The following is a 23,707-nucleotide window of genomic DNA, read 5'->3' as shown; positions in this document are numbered from 1 at the left end:
ATGCTCGGCACATGACGACGACAGCACACCTTCGCGAGCGGCTCGGCGACCGGCTGGTCCTGCCGGGCGACCAGGGTTACGACCGCACCCGCTCGGTCTGGAACGCCATGGTGGACCGCCGGCCGCGGATGATCGTCCGCTGCGCGAGCTCGGACGACGTCACCGCCGCGGTGCGCCTGGCCCGCGACCTGGGCCTGGAGATCGGCGTCCGGTGCGGCGGTCACAGCGTGCTGGGGATGTCGGTGCCCGAGGACGGCCTGATGATCGACCTCACTCCGATGGCCGCGGTCACCGTCGACCCGGCCACCCGGCGGGCCCGGGTGCAGGGCGGCGCGCTGCTCGGCGCGCTGGACGTCGCGGCGCAGCGGCACGGCCTGGCGACCACCGCCGGCAACGTCTCGCACACCGGCGTCGGCGGCCTCACTCTCGGTGGCGGTATGGGCTGGCTGGCCCGTCAGTACGGCTTGACCTGCGACAACGTCGTCTCCTACGAGCTGGTGACAGCGGACGGCGAGCGGCTGCGGGTCACGCGCGACGAGCACCCGGAGCTGTTCTGGGCGTTGCGTGGCGGCGGCGGCAACTTCGGCATCGTCACCGAGTTCGAGTTCCGGCTGCACGCCACCGGCACCCGCGCCTACGTCGCCGAGCTGACCTATCCGCTCGACCAGGCCGCCGCGGTGCTGCGCGGCTGGCGCGACCTCAGCGCCGACGCGCCCCGTCAGGCCACCTTCGCCGCGTCGATGGGCCGCGGGCTGGTCACCGTCGGGTACGTGTGGGCCGGCCCGACGGAGCACGCGGCGGACCTGCTGCCGCGGCTGCGTTCGCTGGGCGTGCCCGTGACGGAGAACGTCGGCGAGCTGTCCTACGTCGACCTGCAGACCCGCGAGGACTCGCCGGAGGGGCACGCGTACCGCCGCTACTGGAAGGGCCACTACGTGCGCGGCCTGCCGGACGAGGCGATCGACGCGATGGTCGAGCACGGCGCGGCCGACATGGGGATCAGCCTGCAGGCCTACGGCGGCGCCATCGCCGACGTCCCCGACGACGACGCCGCGTTCAGCCAGCGCGACGCCGCCTTCGAGTACGTCGCCGCCGCCCGGTGGAGCGACGCCGCCGAGGACGCCGAGCGGATGGCCGTCGCACGCCGGACCGCCGCCGCGGTCGAGCCGTTCTCCAGCGGCGCGTACGTCAACGCGCTCAGCGACGAGGGCGCCGCCGGCGTGCGCCGCGCGTACCGTCCGGCGAAGCTGGACCGGCTGACCGCGGTCAAGACGGCCTACGACGCGGAGAACGTCTTCCACCTCAACCACAACATCGCGCCGGCCGTGGCGTCGTGAACGGCGGCGGCGAGGGGTTCACAGCGCCCGGACCCGGTGCCATGATGCCCTGTGCCCAACGACGAGCGGACCCTGGCGCAGTCCGCCTACAGCGACATCCGCGCCATGATCGTCGGCGGTGAGCTGCCCCCCGGGACGAAGCTGATCGTGCGGTTGCTGTCCGAGCGGCTCGGGCTGTCCGCCACGCCGATCAAGTCCGCGCTCGCCGCTCTGGAGCGCGACGGCTTCCTCGTCGCGATCCCGCACCGCGGTTTCCGCGTGCCCGAGATCGGCCTGCGGGAGATGCTGGAGATCTACGAACTGCGCGAGATGCTCGACGGCGTCGCCGCGCGGCGGGTGGCACGGTCGCCGTCCGCCCGGGAGTTCGTCCGGACCGTCCTCCACCCGCTGCTGGTCAAGCAGCGCGAGCACGGCATCGACGGCGATCTCGCCGGCCTGCGCGACCTCGACGTCGAGTTCCACCGGGCCATCTGGCACGCGTCCGGCAACGAGCGGCTGGCCCGGGTGACGGACAACCTCAGCGGCCAGATCCGGCTCGCGTGGTCGGGCCGGCCGTCCGGCGGGGTCACCCGGACCCTGCGCGAGCACGAGGCCATCACGGCCGCCATCGCGACCGGCGACGCGGTGCGGGCAGAACGCGCGTCGCGGGCGCACGTCCGCCGCTCTGCCGTGGCGTACCAGCGGGCGCTGGTCAGGCCGGACGGTGCCCGATGAACAGGTCGCGCGGCGGGTCGTCCGGGCCGTCGCTGCGGGTCAGCAGCAGCGGCTCGAACCCGGCGCCGCCGAGCAGCCGGTGCCAGACGTCGCGGCTGAAGCAGCCCGTGCGGTGCGTCTCGTGCACGGTCTCGGTGCTGCCGTCCCTCTCGCGCAGCAGCAGCACGTACTCCGTGCGCACCCAGGTGTCGTCCGGGTCCGGATCCCACGTCCAGCCGAGGAACCGCGCGCCGCGCCCGTCGGCGTCGTCGGCCCCGCCGTGCTCGGTGCTCTCCTCGAACGTCTCCGCCGTGTGGTCCGGGACGAACACCGCCGCGCCGCCCGGCCGGCAGTGCGCGAACGCCGTCTCCACCGTCCGGCGCAGGTCGTCCTCGGTGACCATGTAGTCGACCGCGTCGTGCACGAACACCGCGTCGAACGCGCGGCCCAGGCGCAGCTCGCGCATGTCGCCCTCGACGTGCTCGCACTCCGGGTTGAGCCGGCGCGACACCTCGAGCATCCGCGGCGACAGGTCGACCAGCGTCAGCGTGAACCGCCGCTTCAGGTGGACGGCGTTGTGCCCGCCACCGCTGCCCAGCTCGAGCACGTCGCGGACGGGGACGCCGGCGGACTCCAGCGCCGTGGCGGCGATCGCGGCCTCCTCGGCGTACTCGTCCGGCGGTGAGATCAGTGGCCACCAGCCGGCGAGGTCACCGTAGAACCGGTATTCCTCGGTCATGGCCGCATCGTCGCATCAGACCGCCTCGCCGGACGTGGGCGGGCGCTTCGGTCGTGGCGCCGGCGGTGGTTCCGGCGGCTCGCTGGGCTGCTGCGCTGCCAGGAAGGCCTCGATCTCGGCGATGCCCTCGGCGGCCTCGCGGGCGATCTCGTCGCTGCGACGGCGTGCCGGTGGACCCGCCTTCTGCCAGACGGCGGCCACTCCGGACCCGCCGTAGAACGCGGCGCCGACCACGGCGAACCCGCTGACGACGACCCACAGGACATAGCGCAAGCCGTCGAGCATCGCATGCATGAGGTGTGCCGAACCGTAGCTCACGTTGCTCACCTCCGCGTCATTGCGGCTGCGGTACTCACTGCTGGTCTTACCCAGACCCAACAGCTCGTCACTTTCAAGGTTACGCCGATTTATATAGCAGGAACAGGGTGGCGCGCCAGGCTCTCGTCAGAACAGCTTGTCGACCAGTTCGGTGAGGTGGCGCAGCAACGGCACCACCAGTGCCTGCTCGGCGGGGGCGAGGTTGTCCCAGGCGCCGGCCAGATGACCGGCGACGACGGCGCGTTTGGCGGTGAGCAGGGTGCTGCCCCGCTCGGTCAGTTCCAGCACCCGCCGCCGGCCGTCGCCGCCGACCTGCCCGTCACGGACGAGGCCGTCGCGGACCAGGGCGCCGGCGCTGCGGGTGACCGTCGGCTGGCTGAGGCCGGTCAGCTCCGCGACAGCGCTCACACCGTCGTGGCCGCACTCCTCGATGGCGTCGAGCAGCACCAGTTGCGGCACGGTGATGTCGTCGAACAACGGCTGCAGCCGCCCCCGGGTACGCCGCGACGCCGACAGGAACGCCATGAGCGCGTCGGCGAACTCCCTTGCTTGCGGGCCGGCCGGCTCGTCGGCGCCGACGCTGCGGCCCAGCGCGCCGCTGGTGTGGGCGTGGTCGTCCACCGCACCTCCCCCGTGTCCTCGTGATCCGAACCTACTCCTGGGTGTCGCCGCCCGGCATCGGCCCGGACCGCAACTGCTCTAGGCTGGCTGGACGCCGACCCGGCGGGCGGACCGGCCGGCAGACCACGATGCTGCGGCGCGACGGGAGGTGCGGGTGGACCGGCAGCACACGTCACCCGGTTCCTCCTTCGTCGGCCGCGAGAGCGAGCTCTCCGCCGTCGCCGCCGCGCTGTCCGGCGCCGGCGGGCCGTCGTTCGTCCTGGTCGAGGGTGAGGCGGGCATCGGCAAGACCCGGCTGGTGCAGGAGGCGCTGGGCTCCCTCGATCCCGCGACGACACTGGTGGCGGCCTGCCCGCCGCTGGCCGAGCCGTTCCCGCTGGGGCCGCTGGTCGACGCGCTGCATCGACTGCCGGTCGACGGGGTGGCGCTGAGCCCGCTGGCCGGTGCGCTGCGGCCGCTGTTCCCGGAGTGGGCCGAGCACCTCCCGGCCGCGCTGGAGCCGCTGGAGGATCCCAGCTCGACGCGCCACCGGCTGTTCCGCGCGCTGGCCGAACTGGTCGAGCGGTCCGGCGTCGAGGTGCTGGTGCTGGAGGACGCGCACTGGGCCGACGCCGCGACGCTGGAGTTCCTGCCGCTGCTGGTGGGGGCCACGGCACACGACCTCACCCTGGTCGTCACCTACCGCGGCACCGATGTGCCGGCCGCGTCGCCGCTGCTGCGGCTGACGGCGCGGCCGCCGGCCGGGTTGCGCCGCGTGGAGCTGGCGCTGGAGCCGCTGACGGTCGGCGAGACCACCGCGCTCGTCGCGTCGATGTTCGCCACAGACGACGTCTCGGCGGAGTTCGTCTCGTTCCTGCACCGCCGCACCGAGGGCGTGCCGCTCGCGCTGGAGGAGAGTCTGTCGCTGCTGCGCGAGCGCGGCGACATCGTCCGGCGCGGCGGCGAATGGTCCCGCCGCGCCGTCGACGACCTGCAGGTGCCGCCGACGGTGCGCGACTCCGTGCTCGAACGGGTCGACCGGCTGCCGCCGCCGGCCCGCCGCGTCCTCGAGGCCGCAGCCGTCCTCGCCGAGCCGGCCGGCGGGGTCCTGCTCGCGCGGGTCGCCGGGCTGAGCGACGACGACGCCCGGCCCGGGCTGGCCGCGGCGCTGACGTCGGGGTTGCTGCGCGAGGCGGCGCCGGGCCGGTTCGTCTGCCGCCACGTGCTGGCGTCGCGGGCGGTGGAGGAGGCGCTGCCGGTGTCGGAGCGGCGGCTGCTGCACGGCCAGGCCGCCGCCGCGCTGCAGGAGCTGCCGACGCCGCCGGTGCTGCGGCTGAGCCGGCACTTCCGCGAGGCCGGCGACGTCGCCGCGTGGAGCCGGCACGCCGAGGCCGCCGCCGACCTCGCGCTGGGGTCCGGCGAGGACCGCGCCGCCGTCGTCCTGCTCAACGACCTGCTCACCGCCGCGGCCCACCCGCCGGACCGGGAGGCGCGGCTGGCGCACAAGCTCGGCCAGGCCGCCACCTGGGGCGTCGCTGCGCTCGGCGAGCTGGCGCTGGTGGTCGCCGCGACGCTGGCCGCCGCCCTGGACCGCCCGGAGCTGCCGGCCGGTCGGCGCGGCGAGATCCGGCTGCTGCTGGGCCGGCTGTGGCTGCAGCTGGGCGACTTCGACCATGGCATCGAGCAGGTCGAGACGGCCGTGGGGGAGCTGGCGGCCCGCCCGGAACTGGCGGTGCGGGCGATGATCTCGCTGTCGCACCCGCGCGGGCAGGTCTGGCCGGTCACCCGGCACCGCGACTGGCTCGACCGCGCGACGGCGCTGTTCCCGCAGGTCCCGGCCGAGGAACAGACGTGGCTCGCGGTCGACCGCGCCAGCGCTCTGCTGATGATGGGCGACGAAGCCGGCTGGGCCGCCGCCGAGGAGGTCGACGCGGCCGCCGCGGACAGCCTGTTCGAGCGTCGCCAGCTGGGCCGGTGCCGCATGAACGTCGGGCACACCGCGATCGGCTGGGGTCGCGACGCGGTCGCCGGGCGGCAGCTGGACGGCGCCGTCGACCTGCTCGCCGCGACCGGGTATCAGCGGCTGGTGAACTCGGCGCTGATCACCCGGGCCAACCTGGACTGGCACGGCGGCGCGTGGGACGGGCTGGCGGCGCGGGTCACGGAGCTTGCCGGGTCCGCCGACACGCTGCCGGAGGCGCTGCTCGAGGCCCGGATGATCCTCGGTCTGCTGGATCTCGCCGGCGGCCGCCGCGACGACGCCGCCGACCAGTTCCGGGTGGTCGTCGCCGAGGCGGTGCGGCGCGGGCTGGTCGACGTGCAGACGGGCCCGGCGGGCGCGCTCGGGCGGCTGTCGCTCGCCGACGACGCCGTCGCCAACGCGCTGCGGGTCACCGAGCCCGCCATGGCGATGGTGGTGCGCAAGGGGATCTGGCTGTGGGCCACCGAGCTGGCGCCGGTGCACGCCGACGCGCTGGTGCGGGCCGGCAGAGGCGACGAGGCGGCGCGGTTGACCGAGCTGTTCGCGGCGGGTCTCGGTGACCGCGCGGCGCCGGCGCCGCAGGCGGCGCTGCTGGTCTGCCGGGGGATCGTGGCCGGGTCCGGTGCCGCGGCCGCGCAGCTGTTCGGCGCGGCCGCCGCGGCATGGGCCGAGCTGCCCCGTCCTTACCAGGAGTTGCTCGCGCTGGAGCGGCAGGCGCTGGCGCTGCTGCCGGACGCCGCCGCGCTGGAGCTGCTCGGCACGGTGCAGCGGCGGCTGCGCGACCTCGGTGCCCGCTGGGACGCGGACCGCGTCGCCCAGGTGCTGCGTGCGCACGGCGTCGACGTCGCCCGGGCCTGGCGCGGCGGCCGGCGCGGCTATGGCGACCAGCTGTCGCCGCGCGAACTGGAGGTCGCCGGGCTCGTCGCGCAAGGCCTGACCAACCGGCAGGTCGCCGAGGCGCTGTTCCTCTCTCCGCGCACCGTCGACCGGCACCTCAGCGCCGCGATGCGCAAGCTCGGCGTGGCGTCGCGGACGGCGCTCGCGGTGGCCGTCTCCGCGGAGCCCGACGCGGCCGGCACCGAGAAGATTGGGTGATCTGCCCACTCGCGAACCGGCGGCCCGCTGCCCGACCGTGGCCTCATGCACGCGACCGACCCGCCCGACCCCGACCCGGACGACGCCGAGCCCGAACCCGCCGACGACGAGCACTGGGAACCCCTCTGACCCCCGCTCACCCCCAGCCAAGTTGATCTTGGAGTTGTTCGGCTTTGCGGTCCGAAATGTCCGATAGATGGGCGAACAACTCCAAGATCAACTTGGGGTGGGGGAGGGGTGCGGCGGACATAAATGGGTGATTCGCCCAATCGCAACGGACGGCGCGGTACGGGACGGTGGGCAGACGGCGATCCCCCGCCGCGGATCCCCCGCCGCCCGCCAACCCCCGTCGGGCGGTGGGGCCGCGGCCCGAGGAGACGAGGTCCCATGCCCCGCACGATCCTGTCCTGGCGGCGCGCCCGCGCCCGGCTGCTGGTCCCGGCCGCGGTCACCGCGCTGGTGATCGGCGCCGGTGCGACGGCGCCCGCAGCCGGCCCCGCGGGTGGTCCGGCCGCGACGGTCCCGGCCACCGGCTCGGCCGCGACCGGGCACTCGTACCAGCTGACGCTGCTCACCGGCGACGTCGTGATCCTGCACGTCGCGCCGGACGGCCGGCAGGCGGCGTGGTCCGAGACGACACCGAGCGGCCGGCCGCCGGCGTTCGTCGAGCGCGACGGGCATGTGCTGGCGCTGCCGGACGATGCGGTCCCGTTCGTGCAGTCAGGCGTGCTGGACGAGCGGCTGTTCGACCTCACGTACCTCGCCGAGTCCGGCTACCACGACCTCGCCCGCGCCGACCTGCCGTTGCTGGTGTCCGCGCCCGACGGTCCCGGGATCCGCAGCGTGCCCGAGGCTCCCTCGGGCACCCGGGCCGAACGGGCGTTGCCGAGCATCGGCGCGCTGTCCGTCTCAGCCGCGAAGGAGGAGCTGAGCTCCGTCTGGGACGACGTGCGCGACGGCACGATCGGGCGGGTCTGGCTCAACGGCCGCGTCGAGGCGACACTGGCCGAGTCGGTGCCGCAGATCGGTGCGCCGGAGGCGTGGGAGCAGGGTCTCGACGGCACCGGCAGCACGGTCGCCGTCCTCGACACCGGCTGGGACCCCACCCACCCCGACCTCGCCGGTCAGGTGAGCGACGCGCGCAACTTCACCGAGGACGCCGATCCCGAGGGCTTGGCCGCGATCGACCGCCAGGGCCACGGCACACACGTCGCGGCGACGGTCGCCGGCAGCGGCGCCGCGTCCGGCGGCACGCACCGCGGCGTCGCGCCGGGCGCCGACCTGCTGATCGGCAAGGTGCTGGGCGACGACGGCTCCGGCTACGAGGACTGGATCATCGCCGGCATGGAGTGGGCGGTCGCGCAGGGCGCGGATGTCGTCAGCATGAGCCTGGGCACCGACTGGGCCAGCGACGGCACCGACCCGATGAGCCAGGCGGTCGATCGCCTCAGTGCCGAGTCGGACACGCTGTTCGTCGTCGCCGCCGGCAACACGGGCCCGCGCGAGACCAGCGTCGGCTCCCCGGGCGCCGCGACGTCGGCGCTCACCGTCGGCGCCGTCGACAAGCAGGACCGCGCGGCGGCGTTCTCGTCGCGTGGCCCGCGGCTCGGCGACGGCGCGGTGAAGCCCGAGGTGGTCGCGCCCGGCGTCGGCATCGTCGCGGCGCGCGCGGCCGGCACGTCGCTGGGCAACCTGCTCGACGAGCACTACACCTCGCTCAACGGCACCTCGATGGCGACGCCGCACGTCGCCGGTGCGGCCGCGATCCTGGCCCAGCAGCACCCGGACTGGACCGACGAGCAGCTCAAGCAGCGGCTCATCACGTCGAGCACGCCGCTGGACGAGCCGGTGTCGTTCCAGGGCGCCGGTCGGGTCGACGTCGCCGCCGCCGTCGACGAGTCGGTCTCGGTCGACCAGGGCGTGGTCGACTTCGGGCAGCTGGCCGAGGACGCGCCCGTCGTCAGCCGCACGCTGACCTACCACAACCCGACCGATCGCCGCGTCACGCTGCGGATCAGCGCCGACGTCGCCCGGCCGGGCTCCGAGCGCGGCCGGCCGGTGCTGCGGGTGCGCAACCCCGTCCTGTCCATCCCGGCGGGCGGCAGCGCCAGCACCACGGTCGAGGTGTCGGCCGAGGCGAGCACCGGCGGCAGCTACAGCGGCCGCATCACGGCGCAGGACCCGCGCGACCGCGACGGCGCCATCCACAGCGTGGCGACGTTCACCGTCGAGCGCCCGGTGCACACCGTCACCGTCAACACCGTCGGCCGTGACGGGCGGCCCGCCAGCGGCCCGGTCGACTTCTGGAACACCGAGACCGGTGAGTGGAGCCGGGCGTTCGCCCGCGGCGGCGTCGCGACCGCCGAGGTCCCCGAGGGCACCTATACGGTCGTCACCACGATCGAGACCGAGGGCCGCGACACCACCGCGAGCTTCGCGCTGGCCGCCGAGCCGGACCTGCGGGTGCGTGACGACGTGACGCTGGCCTACGACGCGCGCGACGCCGAACGGGTCGAGGTGACGACGCCGCGTGAGACCGACGAGATCGGGTTCGACGCCGTGTGGGAGCGCACGGTCGGCGACCAGTCGATGCGGATGATCGTCGCGCAGGGCTACGACGGCGCCGACCTCTACACGCTGCCCAGCCGCCGCGCGAAGACCGGCACGTTCGAGTTCTCCACCACGTGGCAGCTGAACCAGCCGCTGCTCGAGCTGAGCGCCGCCGGTGAGCGGCTGCTGCCGTCGCCGCGCCTGGCCACGCCGCCGAAGGTGTACAAGGGGGCGGACGCGCTGCCGCTGGTCGACGTCGGCACCGGCACCGCCGCGGAGTTCGCCGCCGCCGACGTCGCCGGCAAGGCGGTGCTGGTGAGCCGGTACGGCGACTGGGCGATTCCGGAGGAGCAGCTGCGGTTGGCGACGGAGGCCGGCGCCGCCCTGCTGGTCCTGGCCAACGACGTCGACGAGGAGTGGTCGGAGTTCTTCTGGGGCGCCACGCTGCCCTCGTACACCGTCGACCGGGCGTTCGGCGAAGGGCTGCGCGCGGCGCTGGCGGCCGACCCGGAGCTGGAGCTGGAACTCACCAGCCGCCGCGACGCCGAGTACACCTACAACCTCGCGTTCACCGAGGACGGCCTGCCCGGCGGTGTCACGTACACCGCCGACCCTGACGAGCTCGCCGTCGTCGAGTCCGACTACCGGCAGGCGTCGGAGCGGATGGGCCGGCGCGAGGCGTGGATCCCCTACACCGGGGCGTCCAGCCTGGGGTCGAGCATGTTGATCTCCCGCAACGGGCCGGTGCACCGCACCGAGTACCTCAGCACCGACGGCGTCGAGTGGCAGCGGTTCGCCCAGCCGCACCAGGAGTTCGCCAACATGTACTGGACGTGGTCGGGCGTCGAGCCGTACGCCGCGGGCAGCAGCGCCGAGCAGGTGTGGTGGGGCCCGCTGGTCGCGCCGGGCACACCGGCTCTGACCGGGTCGGAGGAGTACGGCCTGCCGGCGGCCCGCTTCCGCGACGCGATCCGGGTGTCGCTGCCGCAGTACCTCTACGGGCCGTCGACGTACGGCTTCAACCAGCAGCAGCTGGGCGACTCGACGGAGCTGGTGCTGAGCCGCGACGGCGCCGAGGTCGGCCGGGCGTCGTGGCCGGAGGCGCAGTTCACCGTGCCGGGAGCGGCGGCGGACTTCGAGCTGTCGCTGGAGACGACCGCCGGGCGGGGCAACTTCTCCGACCTGTGGACGCACACCGCGACGACGTGGGGTTTCCGGTCCGACCGGCCGTCGGCCGACCGCGAGGTGCTCCCGCTGATCCAGCTGACCTACGGGCTGGAGACGGGGCTGTACAACGAGGTCCCGGCCGACGCGTCGTACCCGCTGGAGCTGCGTGCGTCCTACCCGGCGGGCACCGAGGGTCCGGGCGGGTTCACCGCCACCGCCGAGGTGTCCGTCGACGACGGCGCCACCTGGCAGCCGGCGCCGGTGACGCCGTCGGGTGACGGGGTGCTGGTGGCGAGCGTCCCGGCCGCCGGTGACGGGTTCGTGTCGCTGCGGGTGACGGTCACCGACGCCGGCGGGAACACCGTCGAGCAGGAGATCGACCGCGCCTGGCGGGTCGGCGCGGTGTCGTAGCCGCGTCCTCTGGTCGTGCCCGGCAATGGGGTGTGCCACGTAGTCCCTCCCAGGCCCCCATTGCCGGGCACAGGCAACGCGTCAGGCCGGTTCCCCCGCGGCCTCGACGACCTGATCCGCGGTTGGTGTCCGGGCTCTGTGGTGTGATGCGCTGCAATGTCCGGATCGAGGGGGGACACGTGATCGTCGAGACGAAGGTGGTGGGCCGGCCCACGGAGCTCGTCGAGCGGCAGCTGACGCTGCCGTCGGGCGCCATGACCCTGGGCATGCTGCTCGCCGAGCTGGTCCGCGTCGAGGTCGACGGCTACACGCGCCGTCGCGCGGACGACCGCGTCCTGCGGGTGCTGACGCCGGCCGACCTCGCCCGCGGGCTGACAGCGGGCCGGGTCGCGAGCGGCGGCCGGACGGTGCCGGCGGCGCCGCCGCTGGCCGAAGCGGTCGAGCGCGCGCTGACGGCGTTCGCCGACGGCCTCTACTTCGTCTTCCTCGACGGCGTCCCACTCGACGACCTCGACGCGCCCGTCTCCCCGGCGCCGGAGTCGCGGCTGCTCCTGGTCCGCCTCGTCGCGCTCGCGGGCGGCTGAGCGTGGCGCTCTCGCGGGAGGCGGCGCAGGAGCAGCTCGAGCGCTTCCACGGCGGGCGACGTGGGCCGCGGCAGCTGGTCCGCCGCGCCTTCGCCGGTGAGGTGTCGCGTGACCTCGTGACCTGGCTCGACGACCGCCGCAGTCACGACCCGCTGTCCCTCGCCGCGCGGCTGGACGATCTGGCCGAGCCCGACCTGGCCCGGACGTTCGCGCCCATCGCGCCGACGCTGGCGACGCCGCTGGCGCACTGGTGGGTCCGGGCGCGGCGGATGCCGTACCAGCGGCACTGGCTGCGCCGCGGGTTCCGGAGCAGCCGGCCCGCCGACACCCGGCCGGCCCGGATGGACCACCTCGGCTCGCTGCTCCGGCTCGGCCACGAATGGCCGCAGGACGTCACCTGGTTCGCGGCCTGGTCGATCCATCTGCGCCAGCGGGTGCCGACGCTCACCTCCCATCTCGGTGGACTGTTCGCGGCGGAGATCGCCCGAGGGCGCACCGAGGTCGCCGACGTCCTGGCGGCCTGCGCCTTCGGCCGGAACCCCGTCGGCGGCGTGACCACCGAGGGCATCCAGGGCCTGCTCGGGTCGGACCGCCCGGCCGATTGGGAGACCGCCACCGCGCTGCTGCGGGGCGCCGGCCGGCAGGAGGGCGCCCGGTCCGCCGTCCTCGAGGCCGCCGACCTCGCCCACCCGGAGGCGTACCGGCGCATCCTCGACGCCGTCGTCGACGAGAACCTCCTCCGGTTCGCCGGCACCGTCCGCGCCGTCGGCGTGTGGTTCGGCGAAGCGCTCGACGTGCGGACGGGCGGTCGGGCCGGCCCGATGCTGACCGAGCTGTCCAGCCGGCTCGGCGGCGCGCCGGCGCCACCGCAGACCCCCGACCAGGTGTTCCTGACGCTCTGGGCGGCGGCCCGCACCGACGCGCACACCGCCGTCGCCCAGGCCGGCCCGTACCTCGCCGACCCGGAGCCGGCGGTGCGCCAGGCGGCCGCCCGGGTCCTCGCCGAGCTCGGGCTGCCGGAATCCCGGGCCGCGCTGGTTCCGCTCCTCACCGAGCCGGACGCCGCCGTGTACGCGACCGCGGTCTCCGCCTGGCCCACGAACGTGCTGGAGGGCGAGCCGGTCGCCGCCCTCGGCCGCGCCGCGGCCGCCGCTCTGCTCGAACGGGTGCGCACGCTCGGCAGGGCGCACAAGGTCGAGACCGGGCGGATCGGCTCGCGGCCGGTCGAGATCGGCTCGGCGCGCGCCGCCGACGTCCTGTTGGCGAACCTCCTGACCGCAGCACCGCCGGAGGCCTTCCGGGCCGCCTCGGCCAACGGCCGCCGGCGGGCCGCCGACCTGTTGGCGGGCGACCGCTCCGCCAACCGGGCGGCGCTGTTCGCGTTCCTCACCGACGCCTCGTCGAGCGTCCGGGCGCGGGCGTTCGAGGCGCTGCGCGACCTGCCGCTGCGGTCCGAGACCGAGGCGCGCGCACTCGAGGACGCGCTGCGCCGCAAGGCCGCCGACCTGCGCACCATAGCCCTCACCCTGCTGCGGCACCAGCCGCGGTCCGGCCTGCTCGCCTCGGTCGAGCGGCTGGGCGCCGGTACCGCCGAGCAGCGCCGGGCCGCCGCGGAGCTGGCGGCGTCCGCCGGCGTCGCGGTGCCGGCGGCGTCGGTCCCAGCGCCGGTGGCGGAGGCCGGCGACGCGATCCCGGTGGCGCTGCGGTACCGGCCGGCCGACCGGACGCCGGCTGTGCGCCCGGATCGGCTGCCGAGCGGCCACTTCGACCGCTTCCACTCCGGCTGCCGGCAGCTGGTGACGTCGCTGCGCGCCTGGCTCGGCGAACATGCCGACACCGAGGTGCGCACGCTCCAGGGGGTGCAGCTGCTGCGGAACGTGCGGTGGCTGGGGTCCGCCACCCCGAGCGGGGCGCCGCCACTGCCGGAGATCGTGGGTCCGTGGTGGGAGCGGGTCGGGCCCGCGCTGACCGACGGCGGCGTCGAACTGCTCCTGGTTCAGCTCGGGACGACATCCGGCGACGTGCGCTGGGCCGGCCCCGCCCAGGCCCGCATCGCAGGGCGGCTGCCGGCACGCCACCGTGACGACGCACTGCTCTGGCAGCTGGTCCACGACCTCGGCCGGTCGATGTTCCGGCCGTCCTGGACCGATCCGCTCCTCGACGCACTCGCCGAGCTGTGCCACGACCTGCCCACCGGCGAGCTCGTGGGCCCGCCCGAGGTGGTGGCCCGGCGTGGCCGTCGCCTCACCGTCGACCAGTGGGGCCACGTCCGCGAGCGCGACGCTCGGTCCGGGCTCCACGAGGCGCTGGGGGCGGTGCCGTTGCGGACGCTCACTGACGAGCAGGCGGGCCGGCTCTGGCGGCTGGCCCGGTTCGTCGACGAGCCGGAGGGGACGATCGACGTGTTCGACGGCCCGCGAGTCATGGTGCGCCCGCCGCGGACCTTCGCCGGGCGGGCCGACGCGCCGGAGAGCGTCCTCGACCAGCCCACGCGCTGGCGACCGGCCCCGGCGTTGCTCGCGCGCGCCGTCACCGCCGGCGCGGCGACCCGCGCCGACCTGCTCGACGCGCTCGTGGACGGTGACGAGACCGGCGCCTGGCGGCTGGGAGGTCACTACGTGCGCCGCGACGCCGTCGCCGAGCTGAGCGCCAGGCGGCCGCCCGAGCGGGCGGCCGCGCCGGTCGTGCGCGACGTCGTCGAGGAGGTGCGGGCGGCCGCCATCGCCGGTGAGCTGCGTCGCGGCGACCTGGCCGGCCCACTGTCACATGTGGCGCAGCGGTTGCGTTCCGCCACGGGCGCCGCAAGCCTGGCGGGCGTCCTCGCGGCGCTCGGGAAGCGCCCGCTGACCCGCGGCTACGTCTGGACCGACAGCCGCGAGAGCGTGCTGTCGCACCTCGCGCGGATCCACCTGCCAGGCGAGGACGACACCGTCAGCGACCTTCGCGCGGCGTTGGACGTCGCAGGCATCGCACCGAAGCGGGTCGTCGAGTACGGGGTGTACGCACCGCAGTGGGCCGGGCTGATCGAGCAGTACCTCGACTGGCCGGGCTTCGAGTCGGCGGTCTGGTGGGTGCACGCGCACACGAAGGACGACTCCTGGTCCGTCGATCGGCAGATCAGGGACGAGTGGGCCTCGGCCGTCAGCCAGCGCACGCCGCTCGACTCCGTGGACCTGGTCCGCGGTTCAGCCGACGTCGGCTGGTTCCGTGAGACGCTCGGCGAGCTCGGCGAGGAGCGCTTCACCCTCGTGCTGAAGGCGGCGAAGTACGCGTCGTCCTCCGGCGGGCACAAACGCGCGGAGCTGTTCGCCCGGGCGCTGCTCGGCCACCTCGCCGAGTCCGAGCTGCTCGAGCGCATCGAGGGCAAGCGGCACCAGGACTCGGTCCGGGCGCTCGGCCTGCTGCCACTCTCCGGCCCGGACGACCCCGCGGTGGTGTCGCGCTACGGGCTCCTGCGGGGATTCGTCGGGTCGGACCGGACGTCCGGCTCGCAGCGCCGTGCGTCGGAGACGACCGCGGTCACCGTCGCACTGGAGAACCTCGCCCGGTCGGCCGGGTACCGCGATCCGCAACGGCTGACGTGGGCCATGGAGGCCGGCGACCACGTCGCCGACGACGAGCGGCCTGCCGCCCGGCGCAAGCGGATCGGCCGGATGCGCCGATCGCTGGAGCAGGCCTGCGCCGACGGCGAGGCGTTCGAGCCGGCGGAGCTGGACGACCTGCTCCGGCACCCGGTGCTCGCAACGCTGCTGCGCGACCTCGTCCTGGTGACCGAGGAGGGAGTCCTGGGCTTCGCCGGGCCGGACGCATGGACGCTGGTCGGCTCGGACGGCGAGCCGCGACCGGCCGACGGGTCCCGGCTCCGAGTGGCGCACCCGGTCGACCTGCTCGAGTCCGGCGAGTGGGCGGAGCTGCAGCACGCCGCCTTCACCGGGCGGCGCCAACAGCCGTTCCGGCAGCTGTTCCGCGAGCTGTACCTGCCGACGGCGCACGAGTACGCCGACGGCCCGTTCTCCCGCCGCTACGCCGGCCACCAGGTCCAGGCACGGCGGGCTGCCGGCCTGTTCACCAGCCGCGGCTGGGTGGCCGACTTCGGGACCGGCTTCTCGCGCACGTTCCACGCCGAGAAGCTCACCGCCTGGTGCTCCGTCCTCGACGGGTTCGGGACGGCGGCCGAGGTCGAGGACACGACCATCGAGGACGTCACGTTCGTCCGGCCGGGACGGTGGGAGCCGGTGTCACCGGACGACGTGCCGCATCGGGTGTTCAGCGAGACCATGCGCGACCTCGACCTCGTGGTCTCGGTCGCGCACGCCGGCGGCGCCGACCCCGAGTCGACGGAGTCCTCGGTGCAGATGCGTGCCCGCCTGGTCGAAGAGACCGCAGCCCTGCTCGGGCTGGACAACGTCGATCTCATCGGCCGCCACGCCCGGATCCGGGGCGCGCTGGGCAGCTACTCCGTCCATCTCGGGTCGGGTCAGGTGCACCGGACACCCGGCAACGCCGTGTGCATCATCCCGGTCGGCGCACAGCACCGCGGCCGGATCTTCCTGCCGTTCGCCGACGACGACCCGCGCACCGCCGAGGTGATCTCGAAGGTCGTCCTGCTGGCCCGCGACGAGCGGATCCAGGACCCGTCGATCCTGGAGCAGCTGCTCTGAGCCGGGCCGCGGTCGTCAGCCGGTGGTGACGCGCAGGCTGAACTCCAGGTGGCCGTCGTCGAGGTGCGCGGCCATGCCGATGGCCTGCAGCGCCTCGATCGACTGCCGCTCGGCGTCCGTGAGCGAGTCGCCGATCGTCGCCAGGAGCTGATCCGAGACGGTGCCGACGTTGACGAAGAACACGGAGTCGGCCTCGTCGGCGTCGGCCACCGCCGTGCGGTAGGCGTCGGTGTCGGCCAGGCCGCCGCCGTCGAGCAGCTCGGCCGCGTAGTCCTCCGAAGTGGCCAGCACGAAGCCGTCGTCGGTGGTCTGCAGCGGCAGGTCGTCCAGCGAGGCTCCGGCGTCGTCGGCCAGACCCTGGACGCGGTCCCACAGATCGGCGAACGCGTCGGGGTCGGTGACCACGCGGGCGCCGAACTCCAGGCCGAAGAAGGCGTCTTCGCCGGGGGCGAAGTCGCTCGCGTCGGCCGCGACGACGAGGTCCTCGCCGAGCAGGGTGGCGAGGTCGTCGGGCAGGACGAGCCCGGTCTGCGCCTCCAGCTCGTCGAGCATCTCCGCACCCTCGGGGATCGACTCCAGCGACGCGTCCCAGTTGTCGCGCAGGTACTGGCCGGCGTCGTGCGCACCGAGGAAGAGCGCGGTGTCGTCGGGAACCGAGGCGTCGACGCCGCCGCCGTCGAGGGCGCGGTACGCGCTGCCGGTGACGATGGTGGCCAGCTCGGCGTACCGGTCGTCGAAGCGGACCGACAGCGCCACGCTCCGGTAGGTCTCGTCGATGACCTCGCGGGCCTCGTCCAGCGACGGCAGGTCGCTGGACGACGCGCCGGCACCGATGCCGAAGGAGCCGGCCGAGCTGTCGAACACGTCGACCATGGCACTGCCGGACAGCCACGCCGACGCGATGCCCTGCTCGCCGAGCAGGTCCATGGCCTCGACGAACTCGGGGTTGTCGGCCAGCGAGGAGTCGGCCGCGGCGTCCGCGTAGGCGTCGGCGTTCTCCTGGGTGTCGGTGACCAGCAGGTAGCCGTCGACGTAGGCGCGGCCGAGGCCGTCGGCCTCAGCCTCGGCGCCGCCGCAGCCGAGGATCCGGTCGATCGCCTCGGTGGCGGCGTCCTCGTCGCCGGCCTGCAGCGCGATGACGTAGCCCGGCTCGTCGCCGTCGCCCGCCGGCGGGAGCATGGCGGCGCCGATGCGCTCGCCGACCCACGGCTCGACGTCGGTGCCGAAGTCGATGTCGCAGCCGGTGGCCGCGGCCAGCTCGTCGACGAACCGCTCGCGCAGGTCGACGTCCTCGTCGGTGATGCCGGTGGCCTCGGTGAACAGCGGGAAGCTCTGCAGGAACCGGAACGCCTCGATCTTCTGCCCGGCCGACGGGTCGAGGTCGAGCCGGACGTAGCCGATGGCGTCGGCGGGGAGCACGTCGTGCGGCTGCGCGCCGCCGCCGTCGAGGGCCTGCCACGCGAACACCGCGCCGGGCACGACCAGCAGGACGGCCGCGGCGATGCCGCCGGCGATCAGCCCGCGACGTCTGCGCGGCACGATGGCCGGCTCGGCGTCGGCGGCGTCGGGGTAGGCGAGCGGCCGGGTGGCCGGATCGGGGGCGGACGCGACCGGCTCACCGGCCGGCGTGCCGGGCGGGGGAGGGGGCGGGACCGGCCCGGGATGCTGATCGTCCGGACCTGTGGGCGACCCTGGAAACACCATGCTGACCTCCGCTTTCCCCCGTAGGCGCCGGACCGTGCCGGACGCGCGGCCCAGGGTAGCGGAAAGTCCTGATTCATGGGTTGTGCCAACGTGTACGTGAGATGTCACGGATGCGGAGATATGGTGCCTGCGCCGGACGTGTCGTCCCGATCCCGCCCAGCCGAAGATGAGAACCGTTGCGGCAATGCGCCCAGGGGTCGTCCACACCGCAGGTGATCAGTAGACTTGTCGAACGAATCTGATTCGCCCCGCCGTGGGGCGTTGGAGGAGAACGATGCAGGGAAACAACCCGATCTTCAGCCGGGCTGAGGGCTTCAACGGACGGCACGCGACCTATGACGCCGCCGCGCCGAGCGCTGAAGAACTGCAGAACATGTACGCCGCTCCGTCGGCGACGCCCGTGCAGACCGGGCGGATGACGTACGACGACGTCATCATGAAGACCGGCATCACCTTCGCGGTGCTGCTCGCCGGTGCCGTCGTCGGCTGGACGAACCCGAGCCTGACCTTCGTCGGCCTGATCGTCGGCCTGGTGCTCGGTCTGGTCAACGCGTTCAAGCGCAACCCGTCGCCGGTCCTCATCCTGCTCTACGCCGGCTTCGAGGGCATCTTCGTCGGTGGCATCAGCCAGTACTTCGAGAACTACGCCATCTCGGGACGTCCGCTCGACGGCATCGTCGCGCAGGCCGTGCTCGGCACGCTCGGCGTGTTCGCGGCCACGCTGTTCGTCTACCGCAGCGGCAAGGTCCGGGTGACGCCGAAGTTCCGCCGCGGCGTCATGATCGCGCTGATCGGCTACGGCATCTTCAGCCTGGTCAACCTGCTGTTCATGTGGTTCGGCTCGTCCGACAGCGCGTTCGGCTTCCGCGACGGCGTGTTCGGCATGCTGATCGGCGTGTTCGCGGTCGGTCTGGCGGCGTTCTGCCTGATCCTCGACTTCGACTTCATCGAGCAGGGCGTCAAGCAGGGCCTGCCGGCCAAGTTCGCCTGGACGGCGGCGTTCGGTCTCACCGTCACGCTGGTCTGGCTCTACCTCGAGATCCTGCGGCTGCTCGCCATCCTCCGGGGTGAATGAGCGCTCGTAGGCAGCACCTGACACACCAACGGCCCGTCCCGTGGATTCACGGGGCGGGCCGTTCGTCGTCTCCGGGCGTCGCCGCCGGGCCGTGGTCAGCCGCGGGCGGACACCGTGGGCGTCCGCCCGGCCGGGCGGGTGCTGGCGCTCAGCCGAAGTTGCGGGCGGCGCGGCGCAGGTCGGCCTCGTGCACGATGGCCGTCGCGTGGCCGTGCGCCAGGCCGTGCTCGTCGCGGAGCCACCTCACGCGGTCGTCGAACCGCAGGAAGGACGGTCCGGCCTCCAGGGCCGCGAACCACTCCGGGAGCTCTCGCCCGGTGACGCCGGGGACGCGGGCGAGAAGATTGCGATGGGTCTCGTCGGAGTGATTCAGGCTCATGGCTGCCTCCGGGGTGTCGAGGTCTCCGTATATCGACTGTGCCGCAGGACTCCGGACGGCACAACCCCTTACCCCAAGACCATCCCCTCCCGGGCGGCCCTCGCGGGGTCAGCCGAGGCGCTCGAGGATGATCGCCATCCCCTGGCCGCCGCCGACGCACATCGTCTCCAGCCCGATCGACGCATCGCGGGTCCGCAGTCCGTTCACCAGCGTCGTCATGATGCGCGCACCGGTGGAGCCGAACGGGTGGCCGAGCGCGATGGCGCCGCCGTGGACGTTGAGCTTGTCGACGTCGATGCCGAGCTGCCGGGCGCTCGGAATGACCTGGGCGGCGAACGCCTCGTTGATCTCGACCAGGTCGACGTCGTCGATGGTCATGCCGGCCCGCCGCAGCGCCCGCTGGGACGACTCGACCGGACCGAGGCCCATGATCTCCGGCGAGAGCGCCGACGTGGCCGTCGCGACGATGCGGGCCAGTGGCGTCAGGCCCAGCTCCCGGGCGCGGGTGTCGGACATGATGACGACGGCGGCGGCGCCGTCGTTGAGCGGTGTGCAGTTGCCCGCCGTCACCGTGCCGTCCGGCCGGAACACCGGGGCGAGCGCGGCCAGCTTCTCCAGCGTGGTGCCCGGCCGCGGGCTGTCGTCGGTGTCGACGACCGTGCCGTCGGGTCGCGTGACGGGGGTGATCTCGCGCGCGAAGAACCCGTCCTTCACCGCGTGCTCGGCTCGCGACTGCGAGAGGACGGCGAACTCGTCCTGGTCGGCGCGGGTGACGCCGGCGTAGGTCGCGACGTTCTCGGCGGTCTGGCCCATCTGGATGTAGATGTCGGGCAGCAGGGCGTCGGCGCGCGGGTCGTGCCACGTCTCGTTGGTCTCGGCGTACCGGGCCGTGCGCGCCTGCGCGCCGGCGAACACCGGGTTCTGCGTCTCGACGGGGTCGACGCCGGCGCCGCCGAAGCCGGCGTAGCGCGACACGCACTCGACACCGGCCGACACGAACACGTCGCCCTCGCCGGCCCTGATGGCGTGGAAGGCCATGCGCGCCGTCTGCACCGACGAGGCGCAGAACCGGTTGATCGTCGCCGCCGGCAGTGTGTCGAGCCCGAGCTGGACGGCGATGCGGCGGGCGACGTTGCCGCCCTGCTCGTCGCGCGGCTCGGCACACCCCACGTAGAGATCGTCGATGGTGGCCGGATCCAGCGCCGGGATCTGGTCGAGCGCGCCCCGGATCGTCGCGACGGCGAGATCGTCGGGCCGCACGTCGATCAGCGACCCCTTGTAGGCCCGCCCGATCGGCGACCGCGCGGTGGCGACGATGACTGCCTCGGGCATGGCGGGCTCCTTCGACCGTGGGTTACTCGCTGGTAACCCGAGGATACCCGCCGGCTGTCGGTGCCCGCCTCTCAGGTGGGTGCCCACCCTGACGGGCGGGCCCACTGCTGCGCGGGATGACCGCCGGGTCCCGCCGGTCACACGCGTTCGGGCGTCTCCGGCAGCGGTCGCCTGCGGCGGTTGCGCAGTTGCGCCCACGGCCCGCGCGGCCCGCGGGCCCGGCCGCCGAGCGTCGCCGCCGCGACCTCGGTGCCGGCGTGGTCGGCCGCCGCGACCGCGGCGATCGACACCGGCAGGACGCTGTCGCCGCGGCCCAGCTCCGGAGCCTCGTCGCCCGGCGCCCAGAGGCCGAGCGCGCCGACCAGCGACGGGAGGATCGCGGCGGCCGCGTGCGCGTAGCCGGCCGACGACGGGTGGAACTGGTCCTCGCTGAACAGCTCGCCGGGCGCCGCATCGAACTCCGGCCCCAGGATGGAGCCGAGTGACACCGTGCGGCCGCCGCCCTCGATGACCGCCATGGTCTGGGCGGCGGCCAGTTGACGGCTCGCGCGCCGGGCCAGCCAGCGCAGCGGCGGCCGGATAGGGCGGATCGTGCCGAGATCGGGGCAGGTGCCGACCACGACCTGGCAGCCGGCGGCGCGCAGCCGCAGCACGGCTTCGTCGAGCAGCCGGACGGACTCGACCAGCTTCACCTGATGGGTGATGTCGTTGCCGCCGATGATCAGCAGTGCGACGTCGGGTGCGGCGGCCTTCGCGCGGTCGAGCTGGTCGGCGAGGTCGGCCGTCTGCGCGCCGACCTGCGCGACGGTGGTGAGGGCGACCGGGCGGTGCGCCACCTCGGCCAGCCCGGAGGCGAGCAGCGCGCCGGGCGTCTCCTCGGCGCTCTCGACGCCGTAGCCGGCCGCCGCGGAGTCGCCGGCGACGATGAACGAGAGTGGCGGGCCGTCGCCGCTGCCGTAGACGCCGTCGGGGTCCGGCGGGCCGCCGAGCGGGCGGCCGGTGATGGTGCGGCGGGCCAGCTTCGCCTGCAGCCGCAGCAGTCCGTAGCCGGCGGCGCCCAGCAGGCTGAGTCCGCCACCCCCGTACGCGGCGGCCGCGGCGAGACGACGTGCCGTCCGAGCGCTGACCATGCCGACCACCGTTCGACTCTAGCGAACCGGACGCTCGGCTAAGGTCAGCACCGTGGAGTACTACGAGAGCGTGCTGGACCTCATCGGCAACACCCCGCTGGTCCGGCTGGGCACCGTCGCCGAGGGCCTGCCGGCCACCGTCCTCGCCAAGGTCGAGTACCTGAACCCGGGCGGCTCGGTGAAGGACCGCATCGCCTCGCGCATGATCGAGGACGCCGAGGAAGCCGGCCTCATCGGCCCCGGCGGCACCATCGTCGAGCCGACGAGCGGCAACACCGGCGTTGGCCTGGCGCTGGTCGCGCAGCGCAAGGGCTACCGCTGCATCTTCGTCTGCCCCGACAAGGTGAGCGAGGACAAGCGCAACGTGCTCAAGGCGTACGGCGCCGAGGTCGTCGTCTGCCCGACGGCGGTCGCGCCCGAGGACCCCGACTCCTACTACTCGGTGTCCGACCGGCTGGTCCGCGAGACCCCCGGCGCCTGGAAGCCCGATCAGTACTCCAACCCGGCCAACCCGCGGTCGCACTACGAGACCACCGGCCCGGAGCTGTGGAAGCAGACCGACGGCCGCATCACCCACTTCGTCGCGGGCATCGGCACCGGCGGCACCATCACCGGCGTCGGCCGCTACCTCAAGGAGGTGTCCGGCGGCCGGGTGAAGGTCATCGGCGCCGACCCGGAGGGGTCCGTCTACTCCGGCGGCACCGGCCGGCCGTACCTCGTCGAGGGCGTCGGTGAAGACTTCTGGCCGACCACGTACGACACCGACCTGTGCGACGAGATCGTCGCGGTGTCGGACAAGGACTCCTTCGACATGACCCGCCGGCTGGCTCGCGAGGAGGGCCTGCTGGTGGGTGGCTCCTGCGGGCTGGCCGTCGTGGCGGCGCTGCGGGTGGCCGAGCGGGCCGGCCCCGACGACGTCGTCGTCGTGCTGCTGCCCGACGGCGGCCGCGGTTACCTGTCCAAGGTCTTCGACGACGGCTGGATGACGTCGTACGGCTTCCTGCCGCCGGTCGAGGGCGTCACCGTCGGCGACGTCCTGCGCGGCAAGTCCGGCGAGATGCCGGCGCTCGTCCACACCCACCCCGCCGAGAGCGTCGCCGACGCCGTCCACATCCTGCGCGAGTACAACGTGTCGCAGATGCCGGTCGTGCGGGCCGAGCCGCCGGTCATGGCCGCCGAGGTGGCCGGCGCCGTCGTCGAGCGCGACCTGCTCGACGCTCTCTTCACCGGCGCCGCGCACCTGACCGACCGGGTCGAGCAGCACATGTCCAAGGCGCTGCCGATGGTCGGCGCGGGCGAGGCGGTCACCGCCGCCGTCGAGGCGCTGCGCTCGGCCGATGCCCTCCTGGTGGTCGACGACGGCAAGCCGGTCGGCGTGCTGACCCGCACCGACCTCCTCGGCTACGCCGCCACGAGCTGACCGGCACCGCCGCGCCCGTCGAGGACCTCAGGTCTCGTCGAGCACCAGCGCGGTGGCGCCGCGGATCTCGACGACGCCGACCGTGACGCCCTCCTCGAACGTGGACCGGCCGTCGTAGCTGCGCGCCGACCACACCTCGCCGGCCAGTTTGATCAGCCCGTTGTGTGCGGTGACGCGCTCGAGGACCACGCCGGTCTGCCCGACCAGCGCCGCGACGCCGAACGAGGACGGCGTGGGCTTCAGCAGCCGCTTCTTGGCGATCGGCCGGACGACGCCGAGAAGTGCGACGCTGACGCCGACCGCCACCAGGAGCTGGACGATGAACTCCGCGCCCATGCCGGCGGCGATGGCACCGCTGGCCGCGCCGATGGCCAGCATCAGGAAGAAGAAGTCGAGCGTCGTGAGTTCGATCGTGCCCAGGACGAGGGCGGTGCCGGCCCACCCCAGCACCCAGGCATGCTCGCTGAACCAGTCCCACATCGACTGCATGGCCGAAGTTTATTGACCAACGCCGCATTTGTGTCTATTGAC

Annotated in this window: 16 protein-coding genes; 8 read left to right on the top strand and 8 right to left on the bottom strand. The window is 74.0% G+C overall.

The window, feature by feature from the left end:
• Window positions 1–11 precede the first annotated feature (11 nt).
• Complete coding sequence (locus DZA62_RS16135) at window positions 12–1,337, top strand: FAD-binding oxidoreductase (protein ID WP_116949939.1); 1,326 nt, start codon at window positions 12–14, stop codon at window positions 1,335–1,337.
• 51 nt (window positions 1,338–1,388) lie between these two features.
• Window positions 1,389–2,051, top strand: coding sequence for a GntR family transcriptional regulator (locus DZA62_RS16130; RefSeq protein WP_116949938.1), 663 nt, complete (start codon window positions 1,389–1,391; stop codon window positions 2,049–2,051).
• On the opposite strand, the gene DZA62_RS16125 is transcribed toward DZA62_RS16130, so the two are convergent.
• The 3 genes from DZA62_RS16125 to DZA62_RS16115 all read right to left on the bottom strand — a co-directional run bounded on the left by DZA62_RS16125 (window position 2,029) and on the right by DZA62_RS16115 (window position 3,708).
• Window positions 2,029–2,769: a class I SAM-dependent methyltransferase gene (locus tag DZA62_RS16125; RefSeq protein WP_116949937.1), complete on the bottom strand. Its 741-nt coding sequence runs from the start codon at window positions 2,767–2,769 to the stop codon at window positions 2,029–2,031. The two genes, DZA62_RS16130 and DZA62_RS16125, sit on opposite strands and share 23 nt — an antisense overlap.
• Before the next feature lie 15 nt (window positions 2,770–2,784).
• Window positions 2,785–3,087, bottom strand: a complete 303-nt coding sequence (locus DZA62_RS16120) for a hypothetical protein (RefSeq protein WP_157987710.1) — start codon at window positions 3,085–3,087, stop codon at window positions 2,785–2,787.
• Between the two features lie 126 nt (window positions 3,088–3,213).
• The gene (locus tag DZA62_RS16115) at window positions 3,214–3,708 is read right to left on the bottom strand and encodes a MarR family winged helix-turn-helix transcriptional regulator (protein WP_116949935.1); all 495 of its coding nucleotides are present in this window, start codon (window positions 3,706–3,708) and stop codon (window positions 3,214–3,216) included.
• 154 nt (window positions 3,709–3,862) lie between these two features.
• Here DZA62_RS16115 and DZA62_RS16110 point away from each other — a divergent pair, with 154 nt between their 5' ends.
• From DZA62_RS16110 to DZA62_RS16095, 4 genes are all read left to right on the top strand, one after another.
• Window positions 3,863–6,763, top strand: coding sequence for an ATP-binding protein (locus tag DZA62_RS16110; protein WP_198663838.1), 2,901 nt, complete (start codon window positions 3,863–3,865; stop codon window positions 6,761–6,763).
• A 387-nt stretch (window positions 6,764–7,150) separates the two neighbouring features.
• Window positions 7,151–10,891: a S8 family serine peptidase gene (locus tag DZA62_RS16105; RefSeq protein ID WP_198663837.1), complete on the top strand. Its 3,741-nt coding sequence runs from the start codon at window positions 7,151–7,153 to the stop codon at window positions 10,889–10,891.
• A 179-nt stretch (window positions 10,892–11,070) separates the two neighbouring features.
• Complete coding sequence (locus DZA62_RS16100; protein ID WP_116949932.1) at window positions 11,071–11,475, top strand: hypothetical protein; 405 nt, start codon at window positions 11,071–11,073, stop codon at window positions 11,473–11,475.
• A 2-nt stretch (window positions 11,476–11,477) separates the two neighbouring features.
• Entirely contained in the window at window positions 11,478–16,136 is a 4,659-nt protein-coding gene (locus DZA62_RS16095; protein ID WP_116949931.1) for a DUF5724 domain-containing protein, read from the top strand.
• Window positions 16,137–16,151: 15 nt separating this feature from the next.
• Here the strand turns inward: DZA62_RS16095 and DZA62_RS16090 are convergent, their stop codons facing one another.
• Window positions 16,152–17,840, bottom strand: a complete 1,689-nt coding sequence (locus DZA62_RS16090; RefSeq protein WP_116949930.1) for a DUF3352 domain-containing protein — start codon at window positions 17,838–17,840, stop codon at window positions 16,152–16,154.
• Window positions 17,841–18,114: 274 nt separating this feature from the next.
• Between DZA62_RS16090 and DZA62_RS16085 the strand changes: the two genes are divergently transcribed.
• On the top strand, window positions 18,115–18,915 hold the full coding sequence (locus DZA62_RS16085) for a Bax inhibitor-1/YccA family protein (RefSeq protein ID WP_116949929.1): 801 nt from the start codon (window positions 18,115–18,117) through the stop codon (window positions 18,913–18,915).
• A gap of 148 nt (window positions 18,916–19,063) precedes the next feature.
• Here DZA62_RS16085 and DZA62_RS16080 read toward each other — a convergent pair whose 3' ends face one another.
• The 3 genes from DZA62_RS16080 to DZA62_RS16070 form a co-directional block, all read right to left on the bottom strand.
• The gene (locus DZA62_RS16080; protein ID WP_069115362.1) at window positions 19,064–19,294 is read right to left on the bottom strand and encodes a DUF4287 domain-containing protein; all 231 of its coding nucleotides are present in this window, start codon (window positions 19,292–19,294) and stop codon (window positions 19,064–19,066) included.
• 108 nt (window positions 19,295–19,402) lie between these two features.
• Window positions 19,403–20,626, bottom strand: a complete 1,224-nt coding sequence (locus tag DZA62_RS16075; protein WP_116949928.1) for an acetyl-CoA C-acetyltransferase — start codon at window positions 20,624–20,626, stop codon at window positions 19,403–19,405.
• A gap of 137 nt (window positions 20,627–20,763) precedes the next feature.
• Complete coding sequence (locus DZA62_RS16070; protein ID WP_116950124.1) at window positions 20,764–21,756, bottom strand: SGNH/GDSL hydrolase family protein; 993 nt, start codon at window positions 21,754–21,756, stop codon at window positions 20,764–20,766.
• A 52-nt stretch (window positions 21,757–21,808) separates the two neighbouring features.
• Here DZA62_RS16070 and DZA62_RS16065 point away from each other — a divergent pair, with 52 nt between their 5' ends.
• Entirely contained in the window at window positions 21,809–23,176 is a 1,368-nt protein-coding gene (locus DZA62_RS16065; RefSeq protein ID WP_116949927.1) for a cystathionine beta-synthase, read from the top strand.
• 27 nt (window positions 23,177–23,203) lie between these two features.
• Here DZA62_RS16065 and DZA62_RS16060 read toward each other — a convergent pair whose 3' ends face one another.
• Window positions 23,204–23,665 carry an NfeD family protein gene (locus DZA62_RS16060; RefSeq protein WP_198663836.1) on the bottom strand — a complete coding sequence of 154 codons (462 nt, stop codon included), beginning with the start codon at window positions 23,663–23,665 and terminating at the stop codon, window positions 23,204–23,206.
• Window positions 23,666–23,707: the final 42 nt, after the last annotated feature.

Origin of the sequence: Jiangella endophytica, from assembly GCF_003427025.1 — a bacterium.
GTDB classification, from domain to species: Bacteria; Actinomycetota; Actinomycetes; order Jiangellales; family Jiangellaceae; genus Jiangella; species Jiangella endophytica.
This window is presented reverse-complemented; position numbering and strand designations above follow the sequence as displayed.